Source organism: Methylogaea oryzae, assembly GCF_019669985.1.
In the GTDB taxonomy this organism is placed as follows: Bacteria; Pseudomonadota; Gammaproteobacteria; order Methylococcales; family Methylococcaceae; genus Methylogaea; species Methylogaea oryzae.
In genome coordinates this window covers 147,475-171,877 of sequence record NZ_AP019782.1, presented here as the reverse complement: position 1 = coordinate 171,877, position 24,403 = coordinate 147,475, and the positions used below count along the sequence as shown (strand labels likewise).

Below are 24,403 nucleotides of genomic sequence, written 5' to 3'. Positions count from 1 at the left end.
ACCGACTATCCCTATGTTCGATACCGTTTTGCTCAACATCGTCGCGGTGTGCTGGTTCCTGCTCGCCTGGGCCGGCTATACCGTCTACGCCCGCCGCAAGGCCCGCACCACCGACTGCCTGTACACCGCCGTGGACAAATACGCGCGGCGCTGGATGGAGCAAATCACCCGGCGCGAAGTGCGCATCGCCGACGCCACGGCGCTGGCCACCCTGGAGCGCAACATCACCTTCTTCGCCACCAGCACCGTGCTGATCCTGGGCGGACTGCTGACCATCCTCGGCTCGCAGCAAAAAGCCATGGACGTGCTGGCCAGCATTCCGTTCGCGGCGGACCCCACGCCGGGCCTATGGGAAATCAAGCTGACCCTGCTGATCGTCGCCTTCGTCTACGCCTTCTTCACCTTCACCTGGGCCATGCGCCAAATGACCTTCGTCACCATGATGGTGGGCGGCAATCCGCTGCCGCAGGAATCGGAGGAAGAACGCAAACGCTTCGCCGACAGCACCGCGCAAGTGCTGGTGCTGGGCAGCTCCGCCTTCAACTACGGCCTGCGCACCTACTATTTCTGCCTGGGCGCCCTGGCCTGGTTCATCCACCCCCTGCTGTTCATGGCCGCCACGGTGTGGGTGGTGTGGGTGTTGTACCGGCGCGAATTCAAGTCCGACGCCTTGTTGGCGATGCTGCACCGCTTGGATTAACATGGCCCGGATCGGGGCCCGGCCCCGCCCAACCATCCGATAACAACAACATCCGGGGAGAGCAGTCATGTGGGACGTGAATTTGTTGGCGGCGGTTCGCACCATCGAAAGTACCATGCCCATGGTGATTTACCGCTTTCTGGTGAGCCTGGCGGTGGGCCTGGCCTATATGCTTTCGGTGCTGGGCGGCGCCGGCATCGGCTTCGCCATCGGCGCCTACGGCAACAACCCCGGCCCCATCGCCAGCACCGGCGCCTTTGTCGGCTTCGCCGCGTGCGTCTGGCTCGTCTACAAGATCCGCCATAGCCTGCTGCACGCCGTGCGCGCCAGCCATTTGCTCATCCTGGTGGAGAACCGCGACGGCCGCCCCTTGCCGGCCGGCCGGGCGCAAGTGGATTACGCCAAGCAGCAAACCACCGAACGCTTTCCCAGCGTAACGGAACTGGCCCGGCTGGACGACGCCCTGCGCGGCTGCCTGCGCAGCCTGCCGGCGATCGGCTGCGACTGGTCGGCCTGCTTGCCGGTCAAGCAACCGCACGTGGTGAAAGCCGTGCAAATGGCGCTGGGCCAAGTGGCCGCCAGCGTCGGCGACGTGCTGCTGGCGGCCGTATTGCGCCGCAAGGACGCCAACGCCTGGCGCTCGGGGCTCGCCGCCTTGGAATCCTGCGCCGCGCAGTGGCCGCGCTTCTATAAAAACGCCGCCTGGATGTACGGCTTCGTCTACGCCGGCTGGCTGGTGTCGTTCCTGGTCATCCAAGTGCCCGTCTTCAACATCGCCGCCGCCCTGCCCATGTCCGCCGGCATTTGGCCGCTGGTGTTCGCCATCGCGCTGTCCTGGGTGCTGAAAGCCGCTTTCCTGGAGCCCATCGCCACCGCCGCCCTGCTGGAATACTACTTCAAGCACATGGAAGGCCAAACGCCGGACGCCGCTTGCCGGGCCAAGCTGGCCGAGGTGGCCGCCTATCGGGAATTGCAGGCGCGGGCGGCGGGCAACTGAGGGTTAGTCGCGGGTGCAGCGATAGTCCCGATGCACCACGCGCCCATCCTTGCTGGGCGCGTCGGTCACCTGATGGAACGTGTCCGCATCGACGAAATCCAGGCGCCCCTCCGCGGCGACCGCCACGGCCGGCAACTTCAGCGTAAAGCGGCTCCCCCGTAGGGCGTAAGTGCCGCTCACCTCGTTGGAGGAAACGATGACGTGATCGTCATCGACAAATTCGAAACTGTCCTCGATGGCACGGCTGCGCGTGCCGTCGCCCAAAGCGGCGGTTCCCGCGCAAATCCACTTGCCGAGCAGCGAAGGCGGTTCGGCGCGCTCTTCCTCTTGCGCGGGCGCCTCGGCGGCCTCCTTCACCGGCTCCGGCGGCCGCGGCGCCTCTTCGGGGGCTTTGGCCGCCGGCGCGGGCGGGGGAGGCGCAGCCGGCGGAGCGGCGGCGACGCCCCCAGCCGGCGGCTGGTCGTTTTTCGGAGCGACCAGCAGCGCCAACGCCGCCACCTGGCCTTTCTCCGCCGCCCGCCGATACAGCGCCATGGCTTGCTGGCTGTCCTTCGGCACGCCCTGCCCCTGGGCATACAGCGTGGCGAGGTTGTACAACGCGTCGGCCTGGCCTTGATCGGCGGCTTTTTTGTACCAAGCCGCCGCCTGGGCGTAATCCTGGGGAACGGAAAACCCGCCGGCAAAGAACACCCCGAGGTTGTTCTGCGCGCCCGCGTCGTTCTGCTCGGCCGCCTTCCGGTACCAAGCCAGGGCCTGCCCATAGTCCTGCGGCACGCCCAACCCCTCCGCATACAGCTTGCCGATGGCGGATTGCGCCGCCGCATAGCCCTGATCGGCCGAGCGCCGATACCACGCCAGCGCCTGGGCATAGTCCTGCGGCACGCCGCTGCCCTTCGCATAGAGGGCGCCGACGTTGAATTGCGCCGCCGCGTGCCCTTGCTCAGCCGCTTTGCGATACCACTCCAGCGCCTGGGCATAATCCTGCCGCACGCCGCGGCCGGTGGCATACATCACGCCGAGATTGCGCTGGGCGGCCGCATTGCCCCGCTCCGCCGCCCGACGGAACCAAGACACCGCCAGCGCCGAATCCCGCGGCACGCCGCTGCCCTGCTCGTACATCATCCCCAAGTGCAGCTGCGCCAAGGCATCGCCCCCGGCGGCCAAAGGCTCGAACTCCTTCAACGCCGCCTCGAACCTGCCGGCGCGAAAAGCCGCCATGCCCTCATCGATCCCCGCCTGGGCGGTCAAAACCCACAAAAGCGCGGCCCACGCCGCCTTCCCCGCCCCAGATTTTCCATTCGCCATCGCACGCCCTCTCGCACCGAAACCTTGCGGGAATTGTAGTCGCGAACGACAGGATATCGACATGAGCCATGCGCCTGCCATCGCGCCCTTGCCGCGAAACGCGGCAAAAGCCGCTTTGCCGGCGCCGTGCGCCTTACTCGATATTCTGTACTTGCTCCCGCATCTGTTCGATCAGCACTTTCATCTCCACCGAGGCGCGGGTGGTTTCCGTGTCGGCGGATTTGGAGCCCAGGGTATTGGCTTCGCGGTTGAGTTCCTGCATGAGGAAGTCCAGGCGGCGGCCGATGGGTTCCTTGGCCCGCAGCACCCGCTCCACTTCGTCCAGGTGTTCGGCCAAACGATCCAGCTCTTCCGCCACATCCAGCTTTTGCGCCAGGAATACCAGCTCCTGCTCCAAACGGCCGGGATCGGCGTTGACGCTAAATTCCGCCAAACGGGCGACGAGGCGTTCGCGCAAGCCCTGCAACACTTGCGGCAAGCGGATCTTGGCGGCTTCGGCCTGTTGCCGCATGAGGACGCAACGGGATTGGATTTGCTCGGCCAACTGCCGGCCTTCCCGCGCGCGCGCCGTCACCAGCGCGGCCAAGGCTTGATCCAGCAAGTTTTCGATGGGTTGGCGCAGGCTTTCCGGCTCGTTTTCCGCCTCGCCCAGCACGCCGGGCCAGCGCAACACGTCCAGGGCGCTATAGGGGGCGGGCTGCGCCATCAGGCCTTGGATGCCGTCGGCGGCGCGGATAACGCTCTGCACCAGCGCCTGGTTGACCTTGATCTCGCCGACGCCGCCGGCCTGGCGCCGGCATTGCAGGATGCAGTCCACCTTGCCCCGCTTGACCGCTCCGCCCACCCGGTTGCGCAGGTCGCCTTCCAGGAAGCGGAAGGCTTCCGGCAAGCGCAGGGACACGTCCAAGTAGCGATGATTGACCGTGCGAATTTCCCAGCTCAGAGCGAATCCGCCGGCTTCGGTTGCTTCGAGGGCAAATCCCGTCATACTCCGGCACATAACTTTTCCTTATAATTATTCGATTGGGGAATGTTAACCGATTAACCCCGCACGATTACAGGGACGCCAGTGAACCACCACGCTTCGCCCGCCAACGGCCTGCCCTATTTGCCGCGAGGGACCGAAATCGATGATTACGTCATCGAGCGTCCCTTGGGGGGCGGCGGTTTCAGCCTGGTCTATCTGGCCCGCGGCGCGGCCGATCATCGGCAGGTGGCGATCAAGGAATATTTTCCCCGCAAGCTGGCCAGCCGGGCCCAGAACCACGCCATCGTCCCCACCGACGAGGAATCCGCCCGGGCGTTTTCCCGCGGCCTCATGCACTTTTTGGAAGAAGCCAAAGTGCTGGCCCGACTCAAGCATCCCAATATTTTGGACGTGCGGAGTTTCTTCCAGGCCAACGGCTCGGCCTATTTGGTGATGAGTTTCTGCTACGGCCGCATCCTTTCCGACTATCTCACGGAAAAAAAGGGCCGCCTGAGCGAAACGTTTTTGCTGCATTTGTTCTACGCCCTGCTCGACGGCCTTCAGGCCATCCACGCTGCCGGCCTGCTGCACCTGGACATCAAGCCGCAAAACATTCTCATCCGCCCCGGCGGCAGCCCGCTGCTGCTGGATTTCGGCGCCGTGCAGCCCTATCCCAACTCCCTCACCTGGAAACCGGGCAAGGTACTGACCAAGGGGTTTTCGCCCATCGAGCAATACAGCTCGCGCCACGGCACCATCGGGCCGTGGAGCGACATTTACGCCCTCGGCTCCACCATGCGCAGCTGCCTGGACGGCCGGGCGCCGCCGCCGTCCATCGAACGGCTCAAGGAAGACCCATTGCAACCGGCGTCCGCCATCTACGCGAAAACCTACTCCCCTCCCCTGCTGCAGGCCATCGACTGGGCCATGGCGGTGGAACAAGCCAAGCGCCCGCAAACGGCGGCGGAGCTGCGCTACATGCTGCCCGCCATCCAGGACAACGGGGACTAGGATTGCGGCGGCCGCCGCAGGCGCTTGAGGTATACTGCGCAACTTTTACCCGGAGCTTGCCCATGAGACCCAGCGGACGCCAACCGGATCAGCTGCGCAACATCACGCTGACCTGCCACTACACCAAACACGCCGAAGGGTCGGTGCAAGTGGAATTCGGCGACACCCGCGTCATCTGCACCGCCAGCGTCGACGAACGCGTGCCGGGCTTCCTCAAGGGCAAGGGCAGCGGCTGGATCACGGCGGAATACGGCATGCTGCCCCGCTCCACCCACTCGCGCATGGACCGCGAGGCCGCGCGCGGCAAACAAGCCGGCCGCACCCAGGAAATCCAGCGGCTGATCGGCCGCTCCCTGCGCGCCGCGGTGGACCTGACCGCCCTGGGCGAGCGCACCATCACCATCGACTGCGACGTGATCCAGGCCGACGGCGGCACTCGCACCGCCGCCATCACCGGCGGCTTCGTCGCCCTGTGCCTGGCGGTGGACAAGCTCATCAAAAACCGCAAGATCAAGGCCAGTCCGGTGCACGGCCAGATCGCCTCGGTGTCCGTTGGCATCCACCAGGGCGTGCCGGTGCTGGACTTGGACTACGCCGAGGACGGCTCCGCCGAAACCGACATGAACGTGGTGATGAACGACGCCGGCGCCTTCGTGGAAGTACAGGGCACCGCCGAGGGCCACGCTTTCCGCCGCGACGAACTGAACGCCATGCTGGACCTGGCCGACAAGGGCATCACCGAGCTCATGGCCAAGCAGCGCGAAGCCCTCGACGCCGCCCGCAAAGGCTAGGATCGGACCATGGAACGCATCGTCCTCGCCAGCGGCAACCGGGGCAAAATCCGCGAGATCCAAGCGATCCTGGGCGAGGGCCGCTACACCGTGCTGCCGCAATCCGACTTCGCCACGCCGGAAGCGGAAGAAACCGGCCTCACCTTCGTGGAGAACGCCATCCTCAAGGCGCGCAACGCCGCCCACCACAGCGGCCTGCCGGCCATGGCCGACGACTCCGGCCTGGCGGTGGACTGGCTGGACGGCGCGCCCGGCGTCTATTCGGCCCGTTACGCCGGCATCGGCGCCAGCGACCAAGCCAACCTGGAAAAGCTGCTGGAAGCCATGCAGGACGTGCCCGACGAGCAACGCGGCGCGCGCTTCATCTGCGCCATGGTGTTCCTGCGCCACGCCGCCGACCCCTGCCCCCTCGTCGCCCTGGGCCAATGGGAAGGCCGGATTTTACGGGAAGCCCGGGGCGACAACGGCTTCGGCTACGACCCCGTTTTCTGGGTGCCGGAGCAAGGCCGCGCCTCCGCGGAACTGCCGCCGGACGTCAAAAACCGCCTGAGCCATCGGGGACAAGCGGTGCGGGCGTTATGCGCCCAGCTGGAACGAGCCTTCAACGGGACGGAACCGCGCTAATCCCCCGAGCGCCGCGCGCACGTCGCCGCCCCGCCAGGGGCCGGAAAAACGCGGCGGTTTCGCGCCCCAACCACAACGGCGGCAAATCCGGCCGGCAGCCCTGCTAAACTGGGTTATCCCTTCCCCAACCCGAGGCCATCCCGGTGAATATCGCGGCCGTTGCCAACGAAAAAAAGCTGTTCGTGCTGGACACCAACGTGCTCATGCACGATCCCACGGCCATCTTCCGCTTCAAGGAACACGACATCTTCATCCCCATGGTGGTGTTGGAGGAGTTGGACAAAGCCAAGAAAGGCCTGTCGGAACTGTCCCGCAACGTGCGCCAAGTGAGCCGTTTTCTGGACGACCTGATCCAGCACATGGACCTGGCCGCCATTCGCGACGGCATTCCGCTGGCGAGCGCCGAGTACGCCGCCCGCATCGACAGCAGCAGCGCCGGCCGGCTCTTCCTACAGGTGCATCCGCTGGACGCCAGCCTGCCGCAAGGCATGACCGGCAACATGCCGGACAACTCCATCCTCAGCGCCGCCCTGGCCTTGGCCAAGGAGCGGCCCGACACCCTGGTGATCGTGGTGTCCAAGGACATCAACCTGCGCATCAAGGCGGCGGCGCTGGAGATAAGGGCGGAGGACTACCACAACGACCAAGTACTGGAAGACGTCAACCTGCTGTATAGCGGGGCTTACGAACTGCCGGAGGACTTCTGGAGCAGCCACAGCCTCCGAGGCGAAAAGTGGCAGGAAAACGGCCGCAATTTTTTCCGCGTGAGCGGTCCGCTGGTCCCGCAATGGAGCCCTTGCGAGTTCGTTTACCAGGCGACCCAGCCGGGTTTCGAAGCCGTGGTGCGCTCGGTGGTGGGCGACGTGGCGGTGCTGGAACTGGCGCGAGACTTCCGCGAGGGCGGCCTGAACGCCTGGGGCGTGCACGCCCGCAACCGGGAGCAAAATTTCGCCTTCAACGTGCTGACCGATCCGGACATCGATTTCGTCACCCTGCTGGGCACCGCCGGCACCGGCAAAACGCTGCTGGCCCTGGCCGCCGGACTGGGCCAGACCCTGGACGACAAGCGCTACCGGGAAATCATCATGACCCGCGAAACCATCCCCATCGGCGAGGACATCGGCTTCCTGCCCGGCACCGAGGAGGAAAAAATGGGACCGTGGATGGGCGCCCTGCTGGACAACCTGGAGTTGCTGGCCGCCCGCGAGGAAAGCGGCGGCAGCTGGGAAAAAGCCGCCACCCAGGACGTGCTGCTCAAGCGGGTGAAAGTGCGCTCCCTCAACTTCATGCGCGGCCGCACCTTCCTCGACCGCTACATCATCCTGGACGAGGCGCAGAACCTCACCCCCAAGCAAATGAAAACCCTGGTGACCCGCGCCGGCCCCGGCACCAAGATCATCTGCATCGGCAATATCGGCCAAATCGATTCGCCCTACCTGACCGGCACCACCTCGGGCCTCACCTACGCGGTGGATCGCTTCAGGCCCTGGCCGCACGCCGCCCACATCACCCTCAAGCGGGGCGAACGCTCGCGCCTGGCGGATTTCGCCTCGGAAAATTTATAGCCCGACCTTGAAAGCGGCGGCGGCGAGCGCCACTATGAAAGCTGACCACCGCTGGAGACGCGCCATGCCCGATTTGTTCCCGCCCCGCCGGCTCCGCCCCGTTTGGCTGGCCGTCTGCTGCCTGGCATTGGCCGCCTGCGGCGCAAGCAATCCGCGCGTCAGCTACGACTACGACCCGGCGGCGGACTTCGCCAACTTCAAGCAATTCGCCTGGGCGAACCCGGCCACGCCGCGCCGGCCGGACGATCCGCTGCTGGATAACAGCCTGCTGGACGACCGCATCAAAACGGTGATCGAACACCAATTGCTGCAAAAAGGCATCACCCGCAGCAGTAACGGCAGCGCGCCGGACTTCCTCGTGAGCTACCAGGTGGTGACGCGCAAATACCGCGCGGCCAGCCCCGCGCCTTTTGCTTACAGCCCGTTTTACCCTTACGGCATGGGATACGGTTACGGCCGGGGCGGCTGGGCCTACGGCGGCGCCTGGGGCATGGCCGGCGATTATTGGGAAGAATACGAAAGCCACTCCCTGGTGGTGGACTTCCTTCAGCCGGCCACCGGCAAGCAGCTATGGCGCGGCGTCCTCCACGACGCCTTGGAGCTGACCGGCGACCCGGCGGCGCAGAAATACCATCTGGACGGCAAGGTGCACTACTTGCTGCAAAAGTTCCCGCCGCTATTGGCGCCGAGAAAACCGGCCGACTGACCGACGACCGACGGCCCCCTTATTTTTCAACCGACCACCGACAGGAAAGCCATGACACCGCAAGAGCAACAAGCGCTGGAAAAGTTTCTGGGCCACCTGGTTCAAGCGCCGGCCACGGCCAAAGACCCGCAGGCGGACGGCCTGATCCAAGCCGCCCTGGCGAAGCAACCCGACGCCGCTTATTTGCTGGTACAGCGAGCCATGCTGCTGGAGCAGGCGCTGGAGCAAGCCAAGGCGCAAATCGCCCAGTTGCAATCCCAAGCCGGCGGCAGCGGCTTCCTGCCGCGCAACAACCCCTGGCTGGCCGGCGCGCCGACGGCGCAACCCGGCGCCATGCCGACGGCGCAGCCCGCTACCGCCCCGGTCAGCGGCGGCGGCGCCTCCAGTTTTCTGGGCAATGTCGCCACCACGGCCGCCGGCGTAGTGGCCGGCTCGTTCCTGTTCCAGGGCTTGGAGCACATGCTCCACCCGCAACATGGCGGCTGGATGGCCGACGACGGCTTTAGGGGCGGGGAAACCGTGGAGGAAACCACGGTCATCAACAATTACTACGGCGATGCGCAGCCGGACGACCAGCCCGGCGCGATGGATTTGGTCGATTTTGCCGACGACGGCGACACGTCGGACGACGACAGCAGCTGGATTTAAAACCACGCCAGGGCAGGGAAAAACGCCGCGACAGGATAGAGCGGCCAGGTTTTTTCAGCTGTTTCGAGAAAAAACTGAAACTATCCGGAAAACGCCGGTCTAACTGCTCAGTTTCAGTCGTTCGCTCGCAGTGCTTAGCTTCCCCTGCCACTGCACCCTGCTACGACGACAAGGATGTCGTCCGTTTTTTCCCCGATTATTTTCCCGCCGCCAACCAGGCGTCGAAATGGGATTTTTCCACCGCGCCGCTGACCGCGATCCGCTTGTGGGCCGCATCGTAAAAATAAGCGCGCGGCAATTCGCCGTACCAAGCCGGATCGATTTCGTAACGCAGCCGCTGAGCGTCGTCCTCGGCAAAGATCCACGACTCGGCCTTGCCCAGCCCGTGCAGTTCCAGCACGGAACTCGCCTCGCCGCCGGCCGAGGCTTCGTCGGTAGAAATCAGCACCATATCCATGCCGGGATGCTCGCGCAGGGTTTTCGCCAGAAAATCCAGCTCTTTCATGCACACGGAGCACTCCAAAGACCACAGCAACACCACGAAAGGCTTGCCCTGCCGAGCCTGGGCGATTTGCGCCAAGCTTCCGGCGCGATAGGCGCGAGGCTGTTCTCCGGCCTGCGCGCCGGCCCAGCCGGCCAGGAACAGGCTCAACATCAGGAAACATTGCATCAGGGTGCGGGCAACCGTCTTCATGGGATTTCCTCTACGCTCGTCGTTATTCCAAAGCCATCAAACGATAGCCCTGTTCGCTGCTGTTCCAGGATAAAAAAATCTGCCGGCCGTCGCTGACCAGTTCCGGGTAGTCCGACGCGCCTTTGGCTTGCGCGACCGTTTTGACGGCGGACCAACGCTCCCCGCCGTCCTGCGACAGCATCGCCTTGATATGGGTAAGGCGGCCGTCGAACTCCTGCCACACCAGCGCCACCCGATACCCCAAACTCAGGACGACGGGATGGCTGGCAAGCGCGCCGGCGTCGCCGAAAGGCATGAAAGGCGAGAAATGCTTACCGTGGTCGTCGGAACGGGCGTAAAACAGGCCCTGGCGGTTTTTGCCCTGGGTGAACCAAGCCACGTGGTAACGCCCATCCGGGCCGATGGAGAAAGCCGGGCCTTGCACCGGGCAAACGTCCGCCTCCCAATCGTCGTCGGTCACGCGCCAGGACGACCAGCCTTTGCCGTCGGACGTCACCTTGACCAAGCCGTGATCCCTTTCCTTGATGGGAAAGACGAAGCGACTGAACAGCACCGGCAAGCCGTCGCTGTCGAAGGCCACCTCGATGGGGCAGCGCTCGCAAGCCGTGCGCAACACGCGCCTGGCGACGGGCGTGCGCGCCGCCGCCGTATCCAGGCTGGCGTAATAGAGGGAGCCGCCGCGGGCCGAATCGCGGCCGCCGTTGCCGTCGCGCTCGTCGTGCCAGAAAAAGTGCGGCCGGCCCTCGCCGTCCACCGCCAATTGGGCGAGATAGCCCCGGGCGCTGGCGGCTTGATCGCTCACCGGAACCGGCTCGTTGAAACTATTGCCGCCATCGCTGGAATAGCTGAAATAGGCGGTGCCGGACTGGGCGGCGTCGGCCGAGTACGTGACCCAAATACGGCCGGCCTTATCCACGACGATATGGGGCCGGTCGTCGTTACTGACGCGAATGGACTGGGCCTGGCGATTCACCGCGACCGGCCGGCCAAAGCTTTTGCCCAAATCGCTGGACGCGTCCACGTAGACATGCTGCGTGTCGGCGGTGACGCGCCACAATCGCCCGTCCGAGCCAAACGCCGCCGCCACGGGCGCGGCGGCCGAACCGGCGCCGCGGGTGCGGGCGCGATCCATGGCGCAACCGGCCAAACTTAACGCCAACGCAGCGGCCAGCAGCGTCGCCAGCGCATGCAGTACTCGAATGCGCCTGCCGGCGGACAACCCCAACATCATGCACTCTCCCATCGTCTGCATCAGCATTGAATAATACGCCCGATTTTACCCCGGCATCTGCCGAACCCCAATGGAGAGGATGCGTGGGCTGCTGCGCTTACTCCACCCTAAGCATCTGGAAACCGTCGCGGCGCGTGGTCCATTGCAGGAATATCCGCTGACCGTCGCCCACCAGCAAAGGGTAATCCGCTTCGGATTCGGTGCGCCCCAGGGTTTTGACCGCCGACCAATGCTCGCCCCCGTCCGTCGACAACATGGCCTGAATGCGCTTCTCCTTGCCGTCGAATTCTTGCCAAGCCACAGCGACTTTCGCCCCCAAGCTCAACACCGAAGGGTGGCCGGCCAAGGCGCCGGCATCCCCGAAAGAGCGCGGCGGAGAAAAATGCGCGCCGTGGTCGGAGGAATAGGCGTAGAACAAGCCGCTGCCTTTCGCCCCCTGGGAGAACCAGGTGGCGTGGTAGCGGCCATCGGGTCCGATGGACAACGCCGGCCCCTGTTCCGGGCAAACGCCGATGGACCATTCGTCGTGGCTGACGCGGCTGGACGACCAGGCATCGGCCGCCCCGTTCAACTTGATCAAACCGTGGTCTCGCACAGTGCCCGAATAAATGGCGCGGGCAAACAGCACGGGACTCCCATCCACGTCGACTTTCACCGCCGTCCGGCAGCATTCGCAAATATCGCCCGCCGCTTTGCGGCTCGACTTGGACAGCCCCCCCGCGGGGCCGCCGACCGCGTAATAAATGGACGCGCCGGCATCGCGCCAGTCGGCGCGGTCCCGTTCGTCGTGCCAAAACACGAAGACGCGGCGATCAGGCGTCACCAACACGTTATTTTCATAGGTGTTGGCTTCGGCGGCGGTGTCGCTGACCAATACCGGCTCGGAAAAACTTTTGCCGCCGTCGGTGGAAACGCTGTAATAACTCGACGACGGTTGCGGCAACTCGGCGGAATAAACCACGTGGATCACGCCGCCGGCGTCCACCGCGATCTGCGGACGATCCTCGGCGCGAACCCGGACGCGCTGAGGCGCCTGGTTAACCGCCGTCGGCGCGGCGAAAGTCTTGCCGTCGTCGCCGGACACATCCACCAGCACCTGCTTCCCCTCCACCGACACCCGCCACAAACGGCCGTCCGGCCCGAACGCCGCCGACATCGGCAAGCGCCGGTCCTCCTCGGAAGCATGGCCGTGCATCGCGTGGCCCATCCCCTGCAATTCGCCGGAAGCGCCGCAACCGGCCAGCCACAGCGGCGCCGCAACCGCCGCCAGGCAAGGAGCCAGCCAGCGCCGAATCGGCGAAAACGCCGCGATGAGAGAAACAGTCATAGGGATGCGATCCAACGAAAAATGGAACAACGCTTCGCCGCGCTTAGAACGTCACCGCGATGCGGTTGACGATGCGATAGGAAGGATCGACCTGGTTGCCGCCGTGATCGGCCACGATGGGCGCCCCCACGGACAGGGCCATGTTCCAATTGCTGCCGCCCGCATAGCGCACGCCGGGAGAGATATAGACGATATTGCTGCCGGAATTGGGATCCACCGCGCCGCGCCCGGTCAGCGGACTGAGCGTGCTCTGCGGCGCCCGCCACTCGCCGTTCAGCTCCAGCACCAGCGTCAGCGGAACATTGTTGGAGGAAGCCTGCAGGCCGCTGCGCACCGGACCGGAACCGACCGCATAGGACAAGGCGATGTTGTAATTGAAGATATCGCCCAAATTGGTGTGCTGCGCGCCCTGGTTGACGAAGGTGTACATCAGGCTGCTATCCAGGGAAAACTGGCCGAGCCCCTGGGTGAACGCCACCCCCAGCATGGGATCCCAGGAATCCGAACCCGGCTGATGGTGCGTTTCGAAACGGGTGTAGGCGCCGCCCGTGCCCGTGTCGGGATCAATCGGCGTGCGCACGCGGGTTCGCACCGTGGATTCGCCGGTCGGCATTTTCAAACCGGCCAGCGCGGAAACATTGGTCAGATTATCTTCGGAATGGAAAAACCGATATTGCCCGAAAGCGGTAATATCTCCCAACCCTGCGGCATCGCCCAGATTATTGACGGCGGTATTTGCATCATTGGGCTGGCGCACGTTAAAGCGGAAGTTATAAGGAACCCTAATACCCAAGCTTAAATCGTCGGTAACGCCATAAGCGGCAAACGCCGAAGGCTGTAAAAAAGAATCTACGCTGTGAATATCCCCATGGGCATCGTCCTTGGCATTCGCCTTCATAGCCATCATCTGGCTGGAGGAATACCGATCGAAGCTGATATATTGAGTGCGAAGCCCCGTCGCCCACATGCCTTGCGGCAAGGTAACGCCGGTGTCGGTGATAATCGGCGAGGCCGTGCCCAGCCCGAAACCGAGGGAACCATGATCGGCAAGCGCCGGGGCGCTCAGAACGACGGCGAGAGATAAAACGGCAATTTCTCGACAAACACCGCAGGACGATTTCAATCCGGACATACGACCGATTCTCCCCAACAAGAGTAGTTTTATGGTTTTGGCCACGGCAAAAGAATACCGGCGGACTCGCACGATCAGGCGCCGCAGCTTACGCACCGCCACTTAACCAAAACTTATTGGGACACCAATACCCTGAAGGTGAGGCATATGCCTCGCAGTATATCGCTGGGTTATTCCGACCCGACCAACCCCCGATAACGAACCAGCTCGGCCTCTGCGGCGGACAAATAACCGTCGGCGCTCAGCAAGCGCGCCCGGTGCAATCGATAACCCGCCGCCGGCCAGTTTCGCGTCGCCGGCGGCAACAGAGCCGCGGCGGCCTCCGTCGCGCCGGCAAGCCGATCCAACAGGGCCAGCAAATCGTTGCCGACGAGCATGCGGACCTGGCCGGTCTTCTGCCGCCGCTGCATCACCGGCGCCTCCCGTTCGACCACGGGAAAGTCGTCCCGGTTGACCGGCGCGTCCCGGTACAAATCCCGCAACGCGGCATCTCCCGCCACCAGTCGCGCCGCCAAAGGCACGGCATCCATTTGGCCGAACAATTCCGGCTTCTCCCGCACGGCCGCCTCCGCCGGCAGCGGCGCCGGCCCAGTGCGGGCCAGCAAGCCCAGCACCGGACGCCGCACGGAAAAATCGCCGCGCCACAGGCTCACGTCGGGAAAGGCCTGCTGCAAGGTGCGGACGACGGTGGCGAATGTCTCCGGCGTCAGCTGGTAAGCCGGCAACCACTGCATAAACCAACCGTCGTCGCGCAAACGGCGGCGCACGGTCTGGAAATGCTCCAGGGAATAGAGGCTGCCGGCGCCGACCTCCCAGGGCACGAACAAATCGCCGACGATCACATCGTACCGCCCGGCGCTCGCCGCCAAGAGATTGCGCCCGTCCTCCGGCACAACGCGGGCGGCGGCGCTCCGGAACAAGCCGTGCTGGTAATCGCCGAAAAACTCCCGGGCGGCTTCCACCGCGGCGGGCAACAGCTCGGCCACGGCGACACTCCCCGCGCCCGCCGGCAAGGCGCCACCGGCGCTGATGCCGGTCCCCAAGCCCAGGAAAAACACCCGCTCCGGCCGCGGATGCAAACGGACCGGCAAATACCCCAGCAAGGCCTCCTGGAACCGCGAACAGGTGCCTCCCAGGGTGTAGTGGTTGTTGACCTTGATACGGCGCTGGCCGTCGTCCTTTTGCACCACCGCCACCGTCGCCGCGCCGTCTTCCTTCAACCACAGCAAATGCTCGTCGGCCTCCAAGCGCAGCGACGGCGATGGCGACACGTCCAGGACGGTAAAAACCAAAATCAGCAACAAGGCCGGCTGCCAGAGGCGTCCCTTGAGCCCCTGGCGCCAGGCCAACACCAGCGCCGCCGCCAGATAAACCGCGGCGATCGCCTGGATGGAGCCCCACAACCCCAGCCAAGGCAACAGCGCGAAGCCGGCCAGCGCCGCCCCGGCGATGGAGCCGGCGGTGTTGGCGGCCGCCGCGCGGCCGACGGCCGCGGCCAGCCCTCCATCCCGGCGCAAAGCGTCCAGCAAAAGGGGAAATACCGCGCCCAGGCACAACAAAGGCAGGCCGATCACCCGCGCCACCAGCCACAACACCTCCAGCAGGTATTCCGCCCAGTCCAGCCCCGCGCCCGCGTAACGCAAACCGTCCGTCGCCCGCAAAAACAACGACGGCGTGGCCGCCACCGCCAAGCCGGACAGGCAGAGCAGCAGGAACAAATCCGGCCGCGCCGGCCGCCGCAAACGGCCCAGCCCATGGGCCAGGGCCGCCCCGCCCGCCAGGCACGACAGGAACACCACCAGCACGGCGGCGAAGGTGTAAACGGAGTTTTGCAGCACCTGGGCGAACATCCGCGTCCACAACACTTGCAGCGCCAGAGTCGCCAAGCCCGACCATAAGGCCAGCAGCGGCGTCCCCCACGACGACCGCCGGGAAGCCGGCACGGAAGGCGAGGAAATCGCGACGGGCGGTTGCGGCAACAACAGCGCCAGCGCCCCCGCCGCGCCGATCAGGGCCACGGCGACGACGTAGCTGGCGTCGTAGCCTATCCAGCCCGGCAGGAAGAAGCCGGCGGCGGCGGCCCCCAACGCCGCGCCCAAGGTATTGACGCCGTACAGCGGCGACAACCCCCGCCCCGCCGCCACACGGCTCAAAGCCGGCAGCGTGCCGCCCATGCAAAACGCCGAAGGAAACAAGCCCGCCAGGGCCAGGCAAAACTTGGCCGTCAGCAGCCAGGCGAAATCCGCCTGCCACCGTTCGAACAGCCAGGGATACAACAGCCGGTAGGCATCGGGAAGAACGAAATACAAGCAAGCCGACAAAGCCGCGACCAGCTCCAAACCGCCATAGAGCCGCAAAGGCCGGATGGCGCGGCCGGCCGGAGCGCTCCAATAAGCGCTGCCCGCCGCCAAGCCCAGGAAAAACGCCGTCAGGGTGACGGCCGCCGCTTGGCTGCCGGCGCCGAACAACAGCCCCAAGGCGCGCATCCAGCACACTTCGTAGAGCAACGCGCCGGCCCCGGACAGGAAATAAAGGCCGGCGACGGGCCTTATCGTTCCGCCAACCACAGACGCAGCCTTAAGCCCCATTCGCTGGAATACCCCAGCGCCACATAGCGGATCGCGCCGTCCGGCCCCAGCACGAAGGCGGCGGGCACGCCGCGAATGCCGTAGCGGGCCGCCGCCTCTCCGTCTTCGTCGAGCAGCACCGGCTGGACGATGCCGCGCTCCTGCAGGAAACGGCCGACCGCGACGGCATCGCCGGACTGCAAGGCCACCGTGATCAGCGGCACGTCGCCGGCCAAGGCGTCGATATTGTGCTGCATGGCTTTGCACACGCCGCACCAAGTGGCCCAGAAATAGACCAGGGCCGGCTTGCCTCGCAGTTGCGCCAAATCGAAGAACCGGCCGGACACGATCGCGCCGGACAAAGGCGGCGCCAAGCCCTGCGCCACGTCGCGCCCCCGGTAGGCCTGCACCGCCAGAGCGGCCGCCAGGATCAAGGCATAGGGCCAGAGGCCGCGCGGAACCTTCACGGCCTCAACGGGGCTTGGGCAGCGCCGCCATCAGTGCGTGGCCGTGCTGCTTGAGCCAGCGGCGTTGCTCGCGGTACTGGGGCAAATGATCCTCCACCAAATCCCAAAACGGCTTGGCGTGGTTGCGGTGGCGCAAATGGCACAGCTCGTGGACCACCACATACTCCAGCACCGGCGGCGGAGCCAGGATCAATCGCCAGTTGATATTGATGTCGCCGCGCGGGCCGCAACTGCCCCAGCGGGTTTTCTGGTCGCGCACGGCGATGCTGCGGGGGTGCAGGCCGTGGCGAACCGCGTGGTGCTGCACCATGCGGCGGGTGTGGTCGGCCACTTGGCGGCGATACCAGGCTTCCAGCTTGTCCCGCACCAAAGCCTGGCGGGCGTCCGCCGCCAGGCCGCCGGGCACGCTGACGCGAAAATGCCGATCGAAAGCCACCCGCCCGCCCCGCTGGCCGGCTTGTTCGACCACGGTGAGGGGAAAGTGCTCGCCCTGGAACGGCAGGCTGGCCCCATCGGCCAACGCCGGTTCCCCGCCGCCGGCGCGAGCGGCCAGTTCCGCCTGCTTGCCCAGGGCCCATTGCCAATGGTCGGCGACAAACGCCTGCAACTGCGCCGCCGGCATCCCCTGCGGCACCACCACCTCGATCCGGTCGTGATAAACGGAGATGCGCGCCCGCTTGGCGCGGGCGCTGCGGCGCAGGCGATAAGTCCCGTCCGACGGCTGCTCCGGCGCTTGCGGCGACCGGTTGCGCAAAGACCGCAAGAATGCGTCTAACAAACCCCACCGTCCTTGCTTATGGTCAGCACTTCCAACTCCTTGTCGCCCATTGGCCGTTTCCAGCAGACCTCGTCGCCCACCTCGGCATCCATCAGCGCCGCCGCCAGGGGAGAAACCCAACTGATTTTGCCTTGGGCGGCGTCGGCCTCGTCTTCGCCGACGATGGCGAACGTTTCAACCGCGCCCGCCCGGTCGCGCACGGCCACCGTCGCGCCGAAATGCACTTTGTCGTCGGGCTGGGTTTCCGGCCTGACCAATACCGCGCGCTCCAAGCGCTCTTCATAAAAACGCAGATCGCGCTCCACCCGCTTGAGCTGCTGCCGGTCGGCCATGTCGTCGCTGCCCGACAACAAGGACTTGCGCGTCGCCAATTCGCGCAAACGCTGCTGCAGCAGGCGAAATCCTGCGGGCGTGACATAATTGACGTGGGGACTTTGCGGACGTGGCGGCAAATCATCGGCGTCGTCGCCGTCGGTTTCTTTAACGAATGCGCGGCTCATGGGCGTGGCTAGGGCTCCTGGCTGTATGACGTGCGTTTGGGGAGGATGCCCGCCATTTTCCGGCCATCGGAGCGCGAGCGCAAACCGGGCCAAGCCGCTGCGGGGCTGCGAATCGTTCCGAATCAGGGGATTCTGATATGATTGCCCGCCCGTCACTGGGCGTTGTTTATAAAGCATCGACACCACTGAGCCATGAACTTCCTGATCGGACGCCAGCCCATTTTTGACCGCCAACGCAGAATTTTCGCCTACGAATTACTGTTTCGCGGCGAACGAGGCGACGGCACCCTGGCCAGCAACCAAGTCATCCTCGACGCGCTGCTGCAGTTCGGTCTTCCCCGCGTCGTGGGAGACAGCAAAGCCTTTATCAACTTCACCCGGAACAATCTGCTGGAGGGCACGGCGTCCCTGCTGCCCAAGGAGCGGGTGGTGATCGAGATACTGGAAGACGTGGAAGTGGACGACGCGCTGGTGGCGGCGGTTCAGGGCTTGCGGGAAGAAGGCTATACCATCGCCCTGGACGACTTCGCCTACAACGACCGCTGGTTGCCGCTGCTGCCGCTGGCCCATATCGTCAAGCTCGACGCCTTGGCCGAAACGCCGGAGACCCTGGCGAACAACGTGGCCAAATTGCGCCCCTACAACCTCAAGCTGCTGGCGGAAAAAATCGAAAACGAGGAACAGCACCGGCTGTACGCGGAGCTGGGCTGCGAGTATTTCCAAGGTTATTACCTCGAGCGCCCGAAGCTGGTCAGCGGCAAGCGGGTGGACGGCGCCAAGCACGCGGCGCTGATGCTGCTGGCGGAAATCAACAAGCCCGACGCCGACTTCGACGCCATCTGCAAGATCATCGCCCGCGACGTAGGCCTCAGCTACAAACTGCTGCGCTACATCAATTCGTCCTATTTCAACTTTGCCGGCAAAGTGGACTCCATCAGCCGCGCGGTGATGCTGCTGGGCTTGGTCGAATTGCGGCGCTGGGCCAGCCTCATCGCCCTTTCGCAGGCCGTCGGCACTCAAGGCGAAGACATGCTGCGCACCGCCCTGACCCGGGCGAAAATGTGCGATGATTTGTCCAAATCCGTCGGCATGGCCGATTCGGAATCCCATTTCCTCGCCGGCCTGATGTCGGTATTGGATCGTTTGCTGGAGATGCCCATGGACGAAGTGCTGCAGGGACTGCCGCTCACGGATACGCTGCTGGCCGCGCTGTTGCGCCAGGAAGGCGATCTGGGCGAAGCGATCCTCTGCGCGGATGCCTACGAACGCTGGGACATGAAAGGAATACGCTACAAAAACCTCGACCCTGGCTTGATCGGCAAAACCTTCCTCGAAGGCCTCGCCTGGGCCAACACGGTAGTCGCCGGCATAAAATCCAGCGCCTGATCCCCACCCGACTCACTGCCTTACCAAGGGTCCGTCCCATGAGCGACTCCCTAACCCAGCAAACCATCGCCTTAGCCGGCCTGGCCCAGTCCGCCTGCCTGGTGCAGCAAATCGCCCGGCGCGGCCAGGCCGACGACGCCGCCATGGCGGCCAGCCTGGCCAGCCTCTTCAAAATCGATGCGAAAGATGCGCCCGACGTATTCGGCGGCCTCGGCGGCATACAACTGGGCTTACGCCAACTGCTGAAACAGTTGGGCGGCCCGGGCATGGATCCCGAGCAAGCCGGCTACGCGGCCACGTTGCTGATCCTGGAGCGCAAATTCATGGCCGACTCGGCCATGGTGGACGCCGTGCGCGACGGCGTCGAACGCATCGCGCTCAAAGCGGAACACAGCCCGTCCATACTGGACGACAGCGTGGTGGCGGAATTGGCCGGGCTCTACCAGCAAACCATCAGCACCTTGCTGCCGAAGGTGATGGTGGGCGGCGAACCGGGGTATTTGCGCCAAACGCGCAATACCGACCACATCCGCGCCCTGCTGCTGGCCGGCATACGCTCCGCCGTGCTGTGGCGCCAAAGCGGCGGCAACCGCTGGAAGCTGTTTTTCCAGCGCCGCCGCGTTCTCGACACGGCGGTCTCGCTGCTGGCGCGCGCTTAAAACCGGCGCCGTCCGATTTTTGACGGACGCGCACCAGCCGCGTCAATCGTACTTCAGGTACTTGAAGCGCGGGTCATCCGGCGTTCCTTCCAACACGCCGCCGCTTTCCTCCGCCGGCCGCCATTGCAGCACCGCCTCGATTTTGCGCGCCAAGGCGAAATCCCGATCGGTAACCCCCTTGGCCGAATGGGTGGTCAACTTGACGACGACAAAAGCGTAGGAAACGGCCAAATCGGGATGGTGCCAAGCGGCTTCCGCCAAATGGCCGACGGTGTTCACCGCCATCAGGCTGGCCTTCCAACCGGAAGTTTTGTACTTGCGGCGAATCCAACCGTTTTCGTAATACCAGTGGGGCAGCTCCGCCTGTAACTTCGCGCGGATTTCCTCTTCGCCGTAGGTTTTCAACGATGCATCGCTCATGGCGCCTCCTCAAGTCGGACAGGGGTGACTGCGCATGACCAGCCGCAACGGCGAGGCGCAACGGCGCCCCGATAAAGAGACTGGCACGCTCTCTGCTAATAGAAAAACCGCCGTCCGCCGGCAACGCCGGCGTATAGCCCCAAAGCAGCGCCGAGCCGGCTCCGGCGGCCCTTTGGCGCAGGCGTTCGGCTTTTGACGCTATAGTCAAAACTCGGTATAAAACACAGCATAATAACTAACAAGTCCGCGGGAGCGTCGTATCCATGAAAGAGTTCATCAACAACTTGCCCCTCCGCAAGCAAATGTTCGGCCTGGCGGGCGTCGGCGTCATCGGCATTGCGGCGGTAACCGTGGTGCAGCTGTACCTGAGCGACGCGCCGTTCAGCCTCGCCTCGCCGCCGCTGTGGATCGGCATCGCCGGCGACCTGTTGCTGATTTGGCTGGCCTTCTACATGGGCGACAACGCCGCCAAGCGCGCCGAACACCTGGTCAACGCCCTCACCGCCCTGGCCGACGGCGATTTGACGGCGGCCACCCCGCTGGCCGGCAAGGACGACTTCTCCTGGATGGCCTGGAAACTGTCCACCGCGCAAAAAGCGCTGGTCAACATGATGAAGGAAATCCTCACCAGCGCCGAACAATTGGCGCAGGCCTCGCAACAGCTGTCCGGCATCACCGAAAGCAGCCGCGAGCGGGTCAACAACCAGAACATGCAGACCGAACAAGTGGCGGCGGCCATGAACGAAATGTCCACCGCCGTGCAGGAAGTGGCCCATAACGCCGCCAACGCCGCCTCCGCCGCCCAGGAAGCCGACCAACAAGCCCGCAGCGGCTTCCAGGTGGTGAAAGACGCCATCGCCAGCATCAACATCCTGGCCAACGAAGTGGAGCGCACCGGCGAAGCCATCAGCCGCCTGAAGGAAGACAGCGTCAGCATCGGCGCCGTATTGGACGTGATCCGCAACATCGCCGAACAAACCAACCTGCTGGCCCTCAACGCCGCCATCGAAGCGGCCCGCGCCGGCGAACAAGGCCGCGGCTTCGCCGTGGTGGCCGACGAAGTCCGCACCCTGGCCAGCCGTACCCAGCAGTCCACCCAGGAAATCCAGGGCATGATCGAGCGCCTGCAAGCCGGCGCCAACGAAGCGGTGAACGCCATGTCCAAAGGCAGCTCCAGCGCCAAGGACAGCGTGCAGCAGGCGACCCACGCCGGCAAGTCGCTGGAAACGATCAACCACATGATCGACAGCATCAAGGACATGAACACGCAGATCGCCACGGCGGCGGAAGAGCAAAGCATCACCGCCGACGAAATCAACCGCAGCGTGGTCAGCATCAGCGAAATCTCCCACGACACCGCCCAGGCCGCCAGCCAGACCGCCTCGTCCAGCGAACAGCTGGCCGAACTGGCCACCCACCTGCGCGGCCAAGTGACGCGCTTCCGCATCAAGAAATAACCACCGCGCTCCCGCGCACGATCGACGCCGCCCGGCCGCAAGGCTAGGCGGCGTTTTTTTGTGCCGGCGGCGGCCTACGTGCGCCTGCACTCACCCATACGGCGGCGCACCGACTCCAGGCCAGTTGGCGCATTGACACCGATTTAGGAGCGGCGTAGATTCGGAACGGGAGCAACTTCCGGGCCTTTGCCTCGCTAACTGGCCCGCTAAAATGCGGCGACAAGCTGTCGCCGACACCCGACAAGATAAAAGGAGTCATCTTGGTATCGCCAAGGCCGGTAGCAAAAATTGAAACCGAAGAGCCAACCACTCGGTTGGCCGTGCTAATTGACGCCGACAATGCACAAGCGTCGGTCATTGAAGGCTTACTCGCTGAAATCGCAAGGTTTGGAGAAGCAACCGTAAGGCGCATATACGGCGACTTCACCGCACCGACCAGCGCATCGTGGAAGAAGGTGCTGCAGCGTCATGCAATCAAGCCTATTCAACAGTTTGCGTACACAACCGGAAAAAACGCCACGGACAGCACGCTGATTATTGACGCGATGGACTTGCTGTATACGCGCAAATTCGACGGCTTTTGCCTAGTCACCAGCGATAGCGACTTCACCGGCTTGGCAATGCGATTACGCGAAGAAGGACTTACCGTTCTAGGGTTTGGCGAAAACAAGACGCCCGAGGCGTTCCGCAACGCTTGCCACAAATTCGTGTTTACCGAAGTGCTTCGCCCTGACTCACAGACGGAGTCCGTCCCCCCGTCGTCCGCGACCGAAAACGCGCATCCCCCCATCCAGCCTTCAACGCCTCCCCAAGCAACGGAGCCCAAACCCAAATTCCCCAAAAGGTTTGTCGTGACGGCGCTTGAGCAATCGGTCGACGACACCGGATGGGCCAATCTCGGCACCTTCGGAAGCTACCTGACCAAGCTACAACCCGACTTCGATCCCAGGCTTTACGGTTACAAAAAGCTTTCCGACCTAGTCAAGGCGAACACCACCCTCTTTGCAATAGAAGAACGGACGGTACCGGGCTCAAACCACAAGGCGCTATACCTTCGCGCCAAAAACCAAGCGCAACGCGACGACAAAGGCAAGTGAGCCAATGCCAAGCGTCAAAAACGTCCCTGGCCCCTATCGTTTTTTCTTTTACAGTTTCGATTGCGGCGAACCCAGGCACGTTCATGTGCAGCGGGATAAACTGATCTGCAAATTTTGGCTGGCCCCCATTAGCCTAGGGAAAAACGGCGGGTTTTCCCCAAGAGAACTCAACACCATTCGCAAACTCGTTGAAACCCATCTACCTCAAATATTGGAGGCATGGCATGAACACTGCGGTTAACGCCATAGAGCCACGGCTCCTAAATGTCCAGGTTACCGAAGACGAAATCGTCGCTCGCTTGGTCGATGGACGCACCATCAGCGTCCCTTTGGCTTGGTCGTGGCGCCTATCGGAAGCCTCGGAAGAACAGCGGCGGAACTTTGAAATCCTCGGCGACGGCCAAGGCATCCACTGGCCCGAACTGGATGAAGACATCAGCGTGGAAGGCATGCTGCACGGCTCGCCTGGCCGCCGCCCGCCGTCCGCGACAGAACAAGCGGCTTAACCCCGCCCCGCCAATCGCACCGCCCAAGCAATATCCGCCGCCTGGCGGTTTTCCTTCACGTCGTGCACACGAAAAATCCGCGCGCCGGCCATGACGCCCAGGGCGGTGGTGGCCACCGTGGCCGGCACCAGTTCGGCCGGGGTTTCCACTTGGCAGATGGCGCCCATGAAGCGCTTGCGGCTGGTGCCCAGCAGCACCGGGTAGCCGCTGGCGGCGAAGCGATCCAAAGCGGCCAGCAGTTCCAAATTATCCTGGCGGCGCTTGCCGAAGCCGATGCCGGGATCGATCACCAGATGCTCCCGCGCCACGCCGGCCTGTTCCGCCCGCGCCGCCCGCTCCAGCAGGAAAGCCAACACCTCGTCCACCACCGCTTCGTAATGGGGAGCCTCCTGCATGGTCTTGGGATCGCCCTGCATGTGCATCAGGCAATAGGGCACGCCGCGCCGGGCCGCCAACTCGAACATGCCGTCGTCGTCGCGGCCGGCCGCCACGTCGTTGACCATGTCCGCGCCGGCGTCCAGGGCGGCCTCCGCCACGGCGGCGCGGGTGGTGTCGACACTGACGGCACAGTCCGGCAACGCCGCGCGCAAGGCGGCGACCACCGGGGCCACCCGGGCGATCTGTTCCGCCGCCGGCACCGGCTCCGATCCGGGCCGGGTGGACTCGCCGCCCACGTCGATGATGTCCGCGCCTTCCGCCAGCATGCGTCTGGCTTGGGCCAGGGCCGCGTCCGGATGGAAGTGAAGGCCGCCGTCGGAAAAACTGTCCGGCGTGACATTGAGTATGCCCATAATCAAGGGGCGGTGGGATTGCAGCAGGGCCAATACGCGATTCATAAGGGTTTCGGCGGGGAAAATGGGCATTTTAC

At 64.4% G+C, this 24,403-nt stretch carries 26 protein-coding genes; 14 read left to right on the top strand and 12 right to left on the bottom strand.

Annotation, left to right across the window (positions count from 1 at the left end; genetic code table 11):
• Positions 1-13: 13 nt before the first annotated feature.
• Positions 14-700 (top strand): DUF599 domain-containing protein, encoded by a 687-nt coding sequence (locus K5607_RS00825; protein WP_054774260.1) that lies wholly within the window; start codon positions 14-16, stop codon positions 698-700.
• Between the two features lie 67 nt (positions 701-767).
• Positions 768-1,697 carry a hypothetical protein gene (locus tag K5607_RS00820; RefSeq protein WP_221047924.1) on the top strand — a complete coding sequence of 310 codons (930 nt, stop codon included), beginning with the start codon at positions 768-770 and terminating at the stop codon, positions 1,695-1,697.
• 3 nt (positions 1,698-1,700) lie between these two features.
• On the opposite strand, the gene K5607_RS00815 is transcribed toward K5607_RS00820, so the two are convergent.
• Together K5607_RS00815 and K5607_RS00810 are read right to left on the bottom strand one after the other, a co-directional pair.
• Positions 1,701-2,915, bottom strand: a complete 1,215-nt coding sequence (locus tag K5607_RS00815) for a tetratricopeptide repeat protein (protein WP_221047923.1) — start codon at positions 2,913-2,915, stop codon at positions 1,701-1,703.
• Positions 2,916-3,135: 220 nt separating this feature from the next.
• Positions 3,136-3,990 carry a YicC/YloC family endoribonuclease gene (locus K5607_RS00810; protein ID WP_246598922.1) on the bottom strand — a complete coding sequence of 285 codons (855 nt, stop codon included), beginning with the start codon at positions 3,988-3,990 and terminating at the stop codon, positions 3,136-3,138.
• An 81-nt stretch (positions 3,991-4,071) separates the two neighbouring features.
• Here K5607_RS00810 and K5607_RS00805 point away from each other — a divergent pair, with 81 nt between their 5' ends.
• The 6 genes from K5607_RS00805 (at position 4,072) to K5607_RS00780 (ending at position 9,314) form a co-directional block, all read left to right on the top strand.
• Entirely contained in the window at positions 4,072-4,980 is a 909-nt protein-coding gene (locus K5607_RS00805) for a serine/threonine protein kinase (protein ID WP_054774480.1), read from the top strand.
• A 62-nt stretch (positions 4,981-5,042) separates the two neighbouring features.
• On the top strand, positions 5,043-5,771 hold the full coding sequence (rph, locus tag K5607_RS00800; protein WP_221047921.1) for a ribonuclease PH: 729 nt from the start codon (positions 5,043-5,045) through the stop codon (positions 5,769-5,771).
• A 9-nt stretch (positions 5,772-5,780) separates the two neighbouring features.
• Positions 5,781-6,395, top strand: coding sequence for an RdgB/HAM1 family non-canonical purine NTP pyrophosphatase (rdgB, locus tag K5607_RS00795; RefSeq protein ID WP_054774410.1), 615 nt, complete (start codon positions 5,781-5,783; stop codon positions 6,393-6,395).
• A gap of 143 nt (positions 6,396-6,538) precedes the next feature.
• Complete coding sequence (locus tag K5607_RS00790; protein WP_221047920.1) at positions 6,539-7,960, top strand: PhoH family protein; 1,422 nt, start codon at positions 6,539-6,541, stop codon at positions 7,958-7,960.
• Between the two features lie 64 nt (positions 7,961-8,024).
• Entirely contained in the window at positions 8,025-8,666 is a 642-nt protein-coding gene (locus K5607_RS00785; RefSeq protein ID WP_162232452.1) for a DUF4136 domain-containing protein, read from the top strand.
• 51 nt (positions 8,667-8,717) lie between these two features.
• Positions 8,718-9,314 (top strand): DUF2076 domain-containing protein, encoded by a 597-nt coding sequence (locus K5607_RS00780; protein ID WP_221047919.1) that lies wholly within the window; start codon positions 8,718-8,720, stop codon positions 9,312-9,314.
• A gap of 196 nt (positions 9,315-9,510) precedes the next feature.
• Here the strand turns inward: K5607_RS00780 and K5607_RS00775 are convergent, their stop codons facing one another.
• The 8 genes from K5607_RS00775 to K5607_RS00740 all read right to left on the bottom strand — a co-directional run bounded on the left by K5607_RS00775 (position 9,511) and on the right by K5607_RS00740 (position 18,010).
• The gene (locus K5607_RS00775) at positions 9,511-10,008 is read right to left on the bottom strand and encodes a TlpA family protein disulfide reductase (RefSeq protein ID WP_054774788.1); all 498 of its coding nucleotides are present in this window, start codon (positions 10,006-10,008) and stop codon (positions 9,511-9,513) included.
• 22 nt (positions 10,009-10,030) lie between these two features.
• Positions 10,031-11,266, bottom strand: coding sequence for a sialidase family protein (locus K5607_RS00770; protein ID WP_221047918.1), 1,236 nt, complete (start codon positions 11,264-11,266; stop codon positions 10,031-10,033).
• A 70-nt stretch (positions 11,267-11,336) separates the two neighbouring features.
• Complete coding sequence (locus K5607_RS00765; RefSeq protein ID WP_221047917.1) at positions 11,337-12,566, bottom strand: sialidase family protein; 1,230 nt, start codon at positions 12,564-12,566, stop codon at positions 11,337-11,339.
• A gap of 43 nt (positions 12,567-12,609) precedes the next feature.
• Complete coding sequence (locus K5607_RS00760) at positions 12,610-13,698, bottom strand: transporter (RefSeq protein ID WP_054774843.1); 1,089 nt, start codon at positions 13,696-13,698, stop codon at positions 12,610-12,612.
• 170 nt (positions 13,699-13,868) lie between these two features.
• Positions 13,869-16,265, bottom strand: coding sequence for a fused MFS/spermidine synthase (locus K5607_RS00755; RefSeq protein ID WP_221047916.1), 2,397 nt, complete (start codon positions 16,263-16,265; stop codon positions 13,869-13,871).
• Positions 16,247-16,732, bottom strand: a complete 486-nt coding sequence (locus K5607_RS00750; RefSeq protein WP_221047915.1) for a protein disulfide oxidoreductase — start codon at positions 16,730-16,732, stop codon at positions 16,247-16,249. Before K5607_RS00750 ends, K5607_RS00755 begins: the two co-directional genes overlap by 19 nt.
• 4 nt (positions 16,733-16,736) lie before the next feature.
• Positions 16,737-17,510 (bottom strand): M48 family metallopeptidase, encoded by a 774-nt coding sequence (locus K5607_RS00745; RefSeq protein ID WP_221047914.1) that lies wholly within the window; start codon positions 17,508-17,510, stop codon positions 16,737-16,739.
• On the bottom strand, positions 17,504-18,010 hold the full coding sequence (locus K5607_RS00740; protein WP_054773833.1) for a GreA/GreB family elongation factor: 507 nt from the start codon (positions 18,008-18,010) through the stop codon (positions 17,504-17,506). Before K5607_RS00740 ends, K5607_RS00745 begins: the two co-directional genes overlap by 7 nt.
• A 192-nt stretch (positions 18,011-18,202) precedes the next feature.
• Between K5607_RS00740 and K5607_RS00735 the strand changes: the two genes are divergently transcribed.
• Together K5607_RS00735 and hflD are read left to right on the top strand one after the other, a co-directional pair.
• Positions 18,203-19,396: an EAL and HDOD domain-containing protein gene (locus tag K5607_RS00735; protein ID WP_221047913.1), complete on the top strand. Its 1,194-nt coding sequence runs from the start codon at positions 18,203-18,205 to the stop codon at positions 19,394-19,396.
• Positions 19,397-19,434: 38 nt separating this feature from the next.
• The gene (hflD, locus tag K5607_RS00730) at positions 19,435-20,055 is read left to right on the top strand and encodes a high frequency lysogenization protein HflD (RefSeq protein ID WP_221047912.1); all 621 of its coding nucleotides are present in this window, start codon (positions 19,435-19,437) and stop codon (positions 20,053-20,055) included.
• 42 nt (positions 20,056-20,097) lie between these two features.
• Here the strand turns inward: hflD and K5607_RS00725 are convergent, their stop codons facing one another.
• Positions 20,098-20,475: a 4a-hydroxytetrahydrobiopterin dehydratase gene (locus K5607_RS00725; RefSeq protein WP_221047911.1), complete on the bottom strand. Its 378-nt coding sequence runs from the start codon at positions 20,473-20,475 to the stop codon at positions 20,098-20,100.
• A gap of 263 nt (positions 20,476-20,738) precedes the next feature.
• Here K5607_RS00725 and K5607_RS00720 point away from each other — a divergent pair, with 263 nt between their 5' ends.
• From K5607_RS00720 to K5607_RS00705, 4 genes are all read left to right on the top strand, one after another.
• Positions 20,739-21,932 carry a methyl-accepting chemotaxis protein gene (locus K5607_RS00720; RefSeq protein ID WP_054773830.1) on the top strand — a complete coding sequence of 398 codons (1,194 nt, stop codon included), beginning with the start codon at positions 20,739-20,741 and terminating at the stop codon, positions 21,930-21,932.
• Positions 21,933-22,192: 260 nt separating this feature from the next.
• Positions 22,193-23,029: an NYN domain-containing protein gene (locus K5607_RS00715; RefSeq protein WP_054773829.1), complete on the top strand. Its 837-nt coding sequence runs from the start codon at positions 22,193-22,195 to the stop codon at positions 23,027-23,029.
• 4 nt (positions 23,030-23,033) lie between these two features.
• Positions 23,034-23,270, top strand: a complete 237-nt coding sequence (locus tag K5607_RS18265) for a DUF4160 domain-containing protein (protein ID WP_082411576.1) — start codon at positions 23,034-23,036, stop codon at positions 23,268-23,270.
• Positions 23,254-23,535, top strand: coding sequence for a DUF2442 domain-containing protein (locus K5607_RS00705; RefSeq protein ID WP_221047910.1), 282 nt, complete (start codon positions 23,254-23,256; stop codon positions 23,533-23,535). Before K5607_RS18265 ends, K5607_RS00705 begins: the two co-directional genes overlap by 17 nt.
• Here K5607_RS00705 and folP read toward each other — a convergent pair.
• Positions 23,532-24,371: a dihydropteroate synthase gene (gene folP, locus K5607_RS00700; RefSeq protein WP_221047909.1), complete on the bottom strand. Its 840-nt coding sequence runs from the start codon at positions 24,369-24,371 to the stop codon at positions 23,532-23,534. The two genes, K5607_RS00705 and folP, sit on opposite strands and share 4 nt — an antisense overlap.
• Positions 24,372-24,403 lie beyond the last annotated feature (32 nt).

Bases quoted from the DNA above. Each gene is read 5' to 3' on its own strand.
- K5607_RS00825 (WP_054774260.1), top strand. From the start codon at position 14: ATGTTCGATACCGTTTTGCTCAACATCGTCGCGGTGTGCTGGTTCCTG.
- K5607_RS00820 (WP_221047924.1), top strand. From the start codon at position 768: ATGTGGGACGTGAATTTGTTGGCGGCGGTTCGCACCATCGAAAGTACC.
- K5607_RS00815 (WP_221047923.1), bottom strand. From the start codon at position 2,915: ATGGCGGCTTTTCGCGCCGGCAGGTTCGAGGCGGCGTTGAAGGAGTTC.
- K5607_RS00810 (WP_246598922.1), bottom strand. From the start codon at position 3,990: ATGACGGGATTTGCCCTCGAAGCAACCGAAGCCGGCGGATTCGCTCTG.
- rph (WP_221047921.1), top strand. From the start codon at position 5,043: ATGAGACCCAGCGGACGCCAACCGGATCAGCTGCGCAACATCACGCTG.
- rdgB (WP_054774410.1), top strand. From the start codon at position 5,781: ATGGAACGCATCGTCCTCGCCAGCGGCAACCGGGGCAAAATCCGCGAG.
- K5607_RS00785 (WP_162232452.1), top strand. From the start codon at position 8,025: ATGCCCGATTTGTTCCCGCCCCGCCGGCTCCGCCCCGTTTGGCTGGCC.
- K5607_RS00780 (WP_221047919.1), top strand. From the start codon at position 8,718: ATGACACCGCAAGAGCAACAAGCGCTGGAAAAGTTTCTGGGCCACCTG.
- K5607_RS00775 (WP_054774788.1), bottom strand. From the start codon at position 10,008: ATGAAGACGGTTGCCCGCACCCTGATGCAATGTTTCCTGATGTTGAGC.
- K5607_RS00770 (WP_221047918.1), bottom strand. From the start codon at position 11,266: ATGCTGATGCAGACGATGGGAGAGTGCATGATGTTGGGGTTGTCCGCC.
- K5607_RS00765 (WP_221047917.1), bottom strand. From the start codon at position 12,566: ATGACTGTTTCTCTCATCGCGGCGTTTTCGCCGATTCGGCGCTGGCTG.
- K5607_RS00760 (WP_054774843.1), bottom strand. From the start codon at position 13,698: ATGTCCGGATTGAAATCGTCCTGCGGTGTTTGTCGAGAAATTGCCGTT.
- K5607_RS00740 (WP_054773833.1), bottom strand. From the start codon at position 18,010: ATGAGCCGCGCATTCGTTAAAGAAACCGACGGCGACGACGCCGATGAT.
- K5607_RS00735 (WP_221047913.1), top strand. From the start codon at position 18,203: ATGAACTTCCTGATCGGACGCCAGCCCATTTTTGACCGCCAACGCAGA.
- hflD (WP_221047912.1), top strand. From the start codon at position 19,435: ATGAGCGACTCCCTAACCCAGCAAACCATCGCCTTAGCCGGCCTGGCC.
- K5607_RS00725 (WP_221047911.1), bottom strand. From the start codon at position 20,475: ATGAGCGATGCATCGTTGAAAACCTACGGCGAAGAGGAAATCCGCGCG.
- K5607_RS00720 (WP_054773830.1), top strand. From the start codon at position 20,739: ATGAAAGAGTTCATCAACAACTTGCCCCTCCGCAAGCAAATGTTCGGC.
- K5607_RS18265 (WP_082411576.1), top strand. From the start codon at position 23,034: ATGCCAAGCGTCAAAAACGTCCCTGGCCCCTATCGTTTTTTCTTTTAC.
- K5607_RS00705 (WP_221047910.1), top strand. From the start codon at position 23,254: ATGAACACTGCGGTTAACGCCATAGAGCCACGGCTCCTAAATGTCCAG.
- folP (WP_221047909.1), bottom strand. From the start codon at position 24,371: ATGAATCGCGTATTGGCCCTGCTGCAATCCCACCGCCCCTTGATTATG.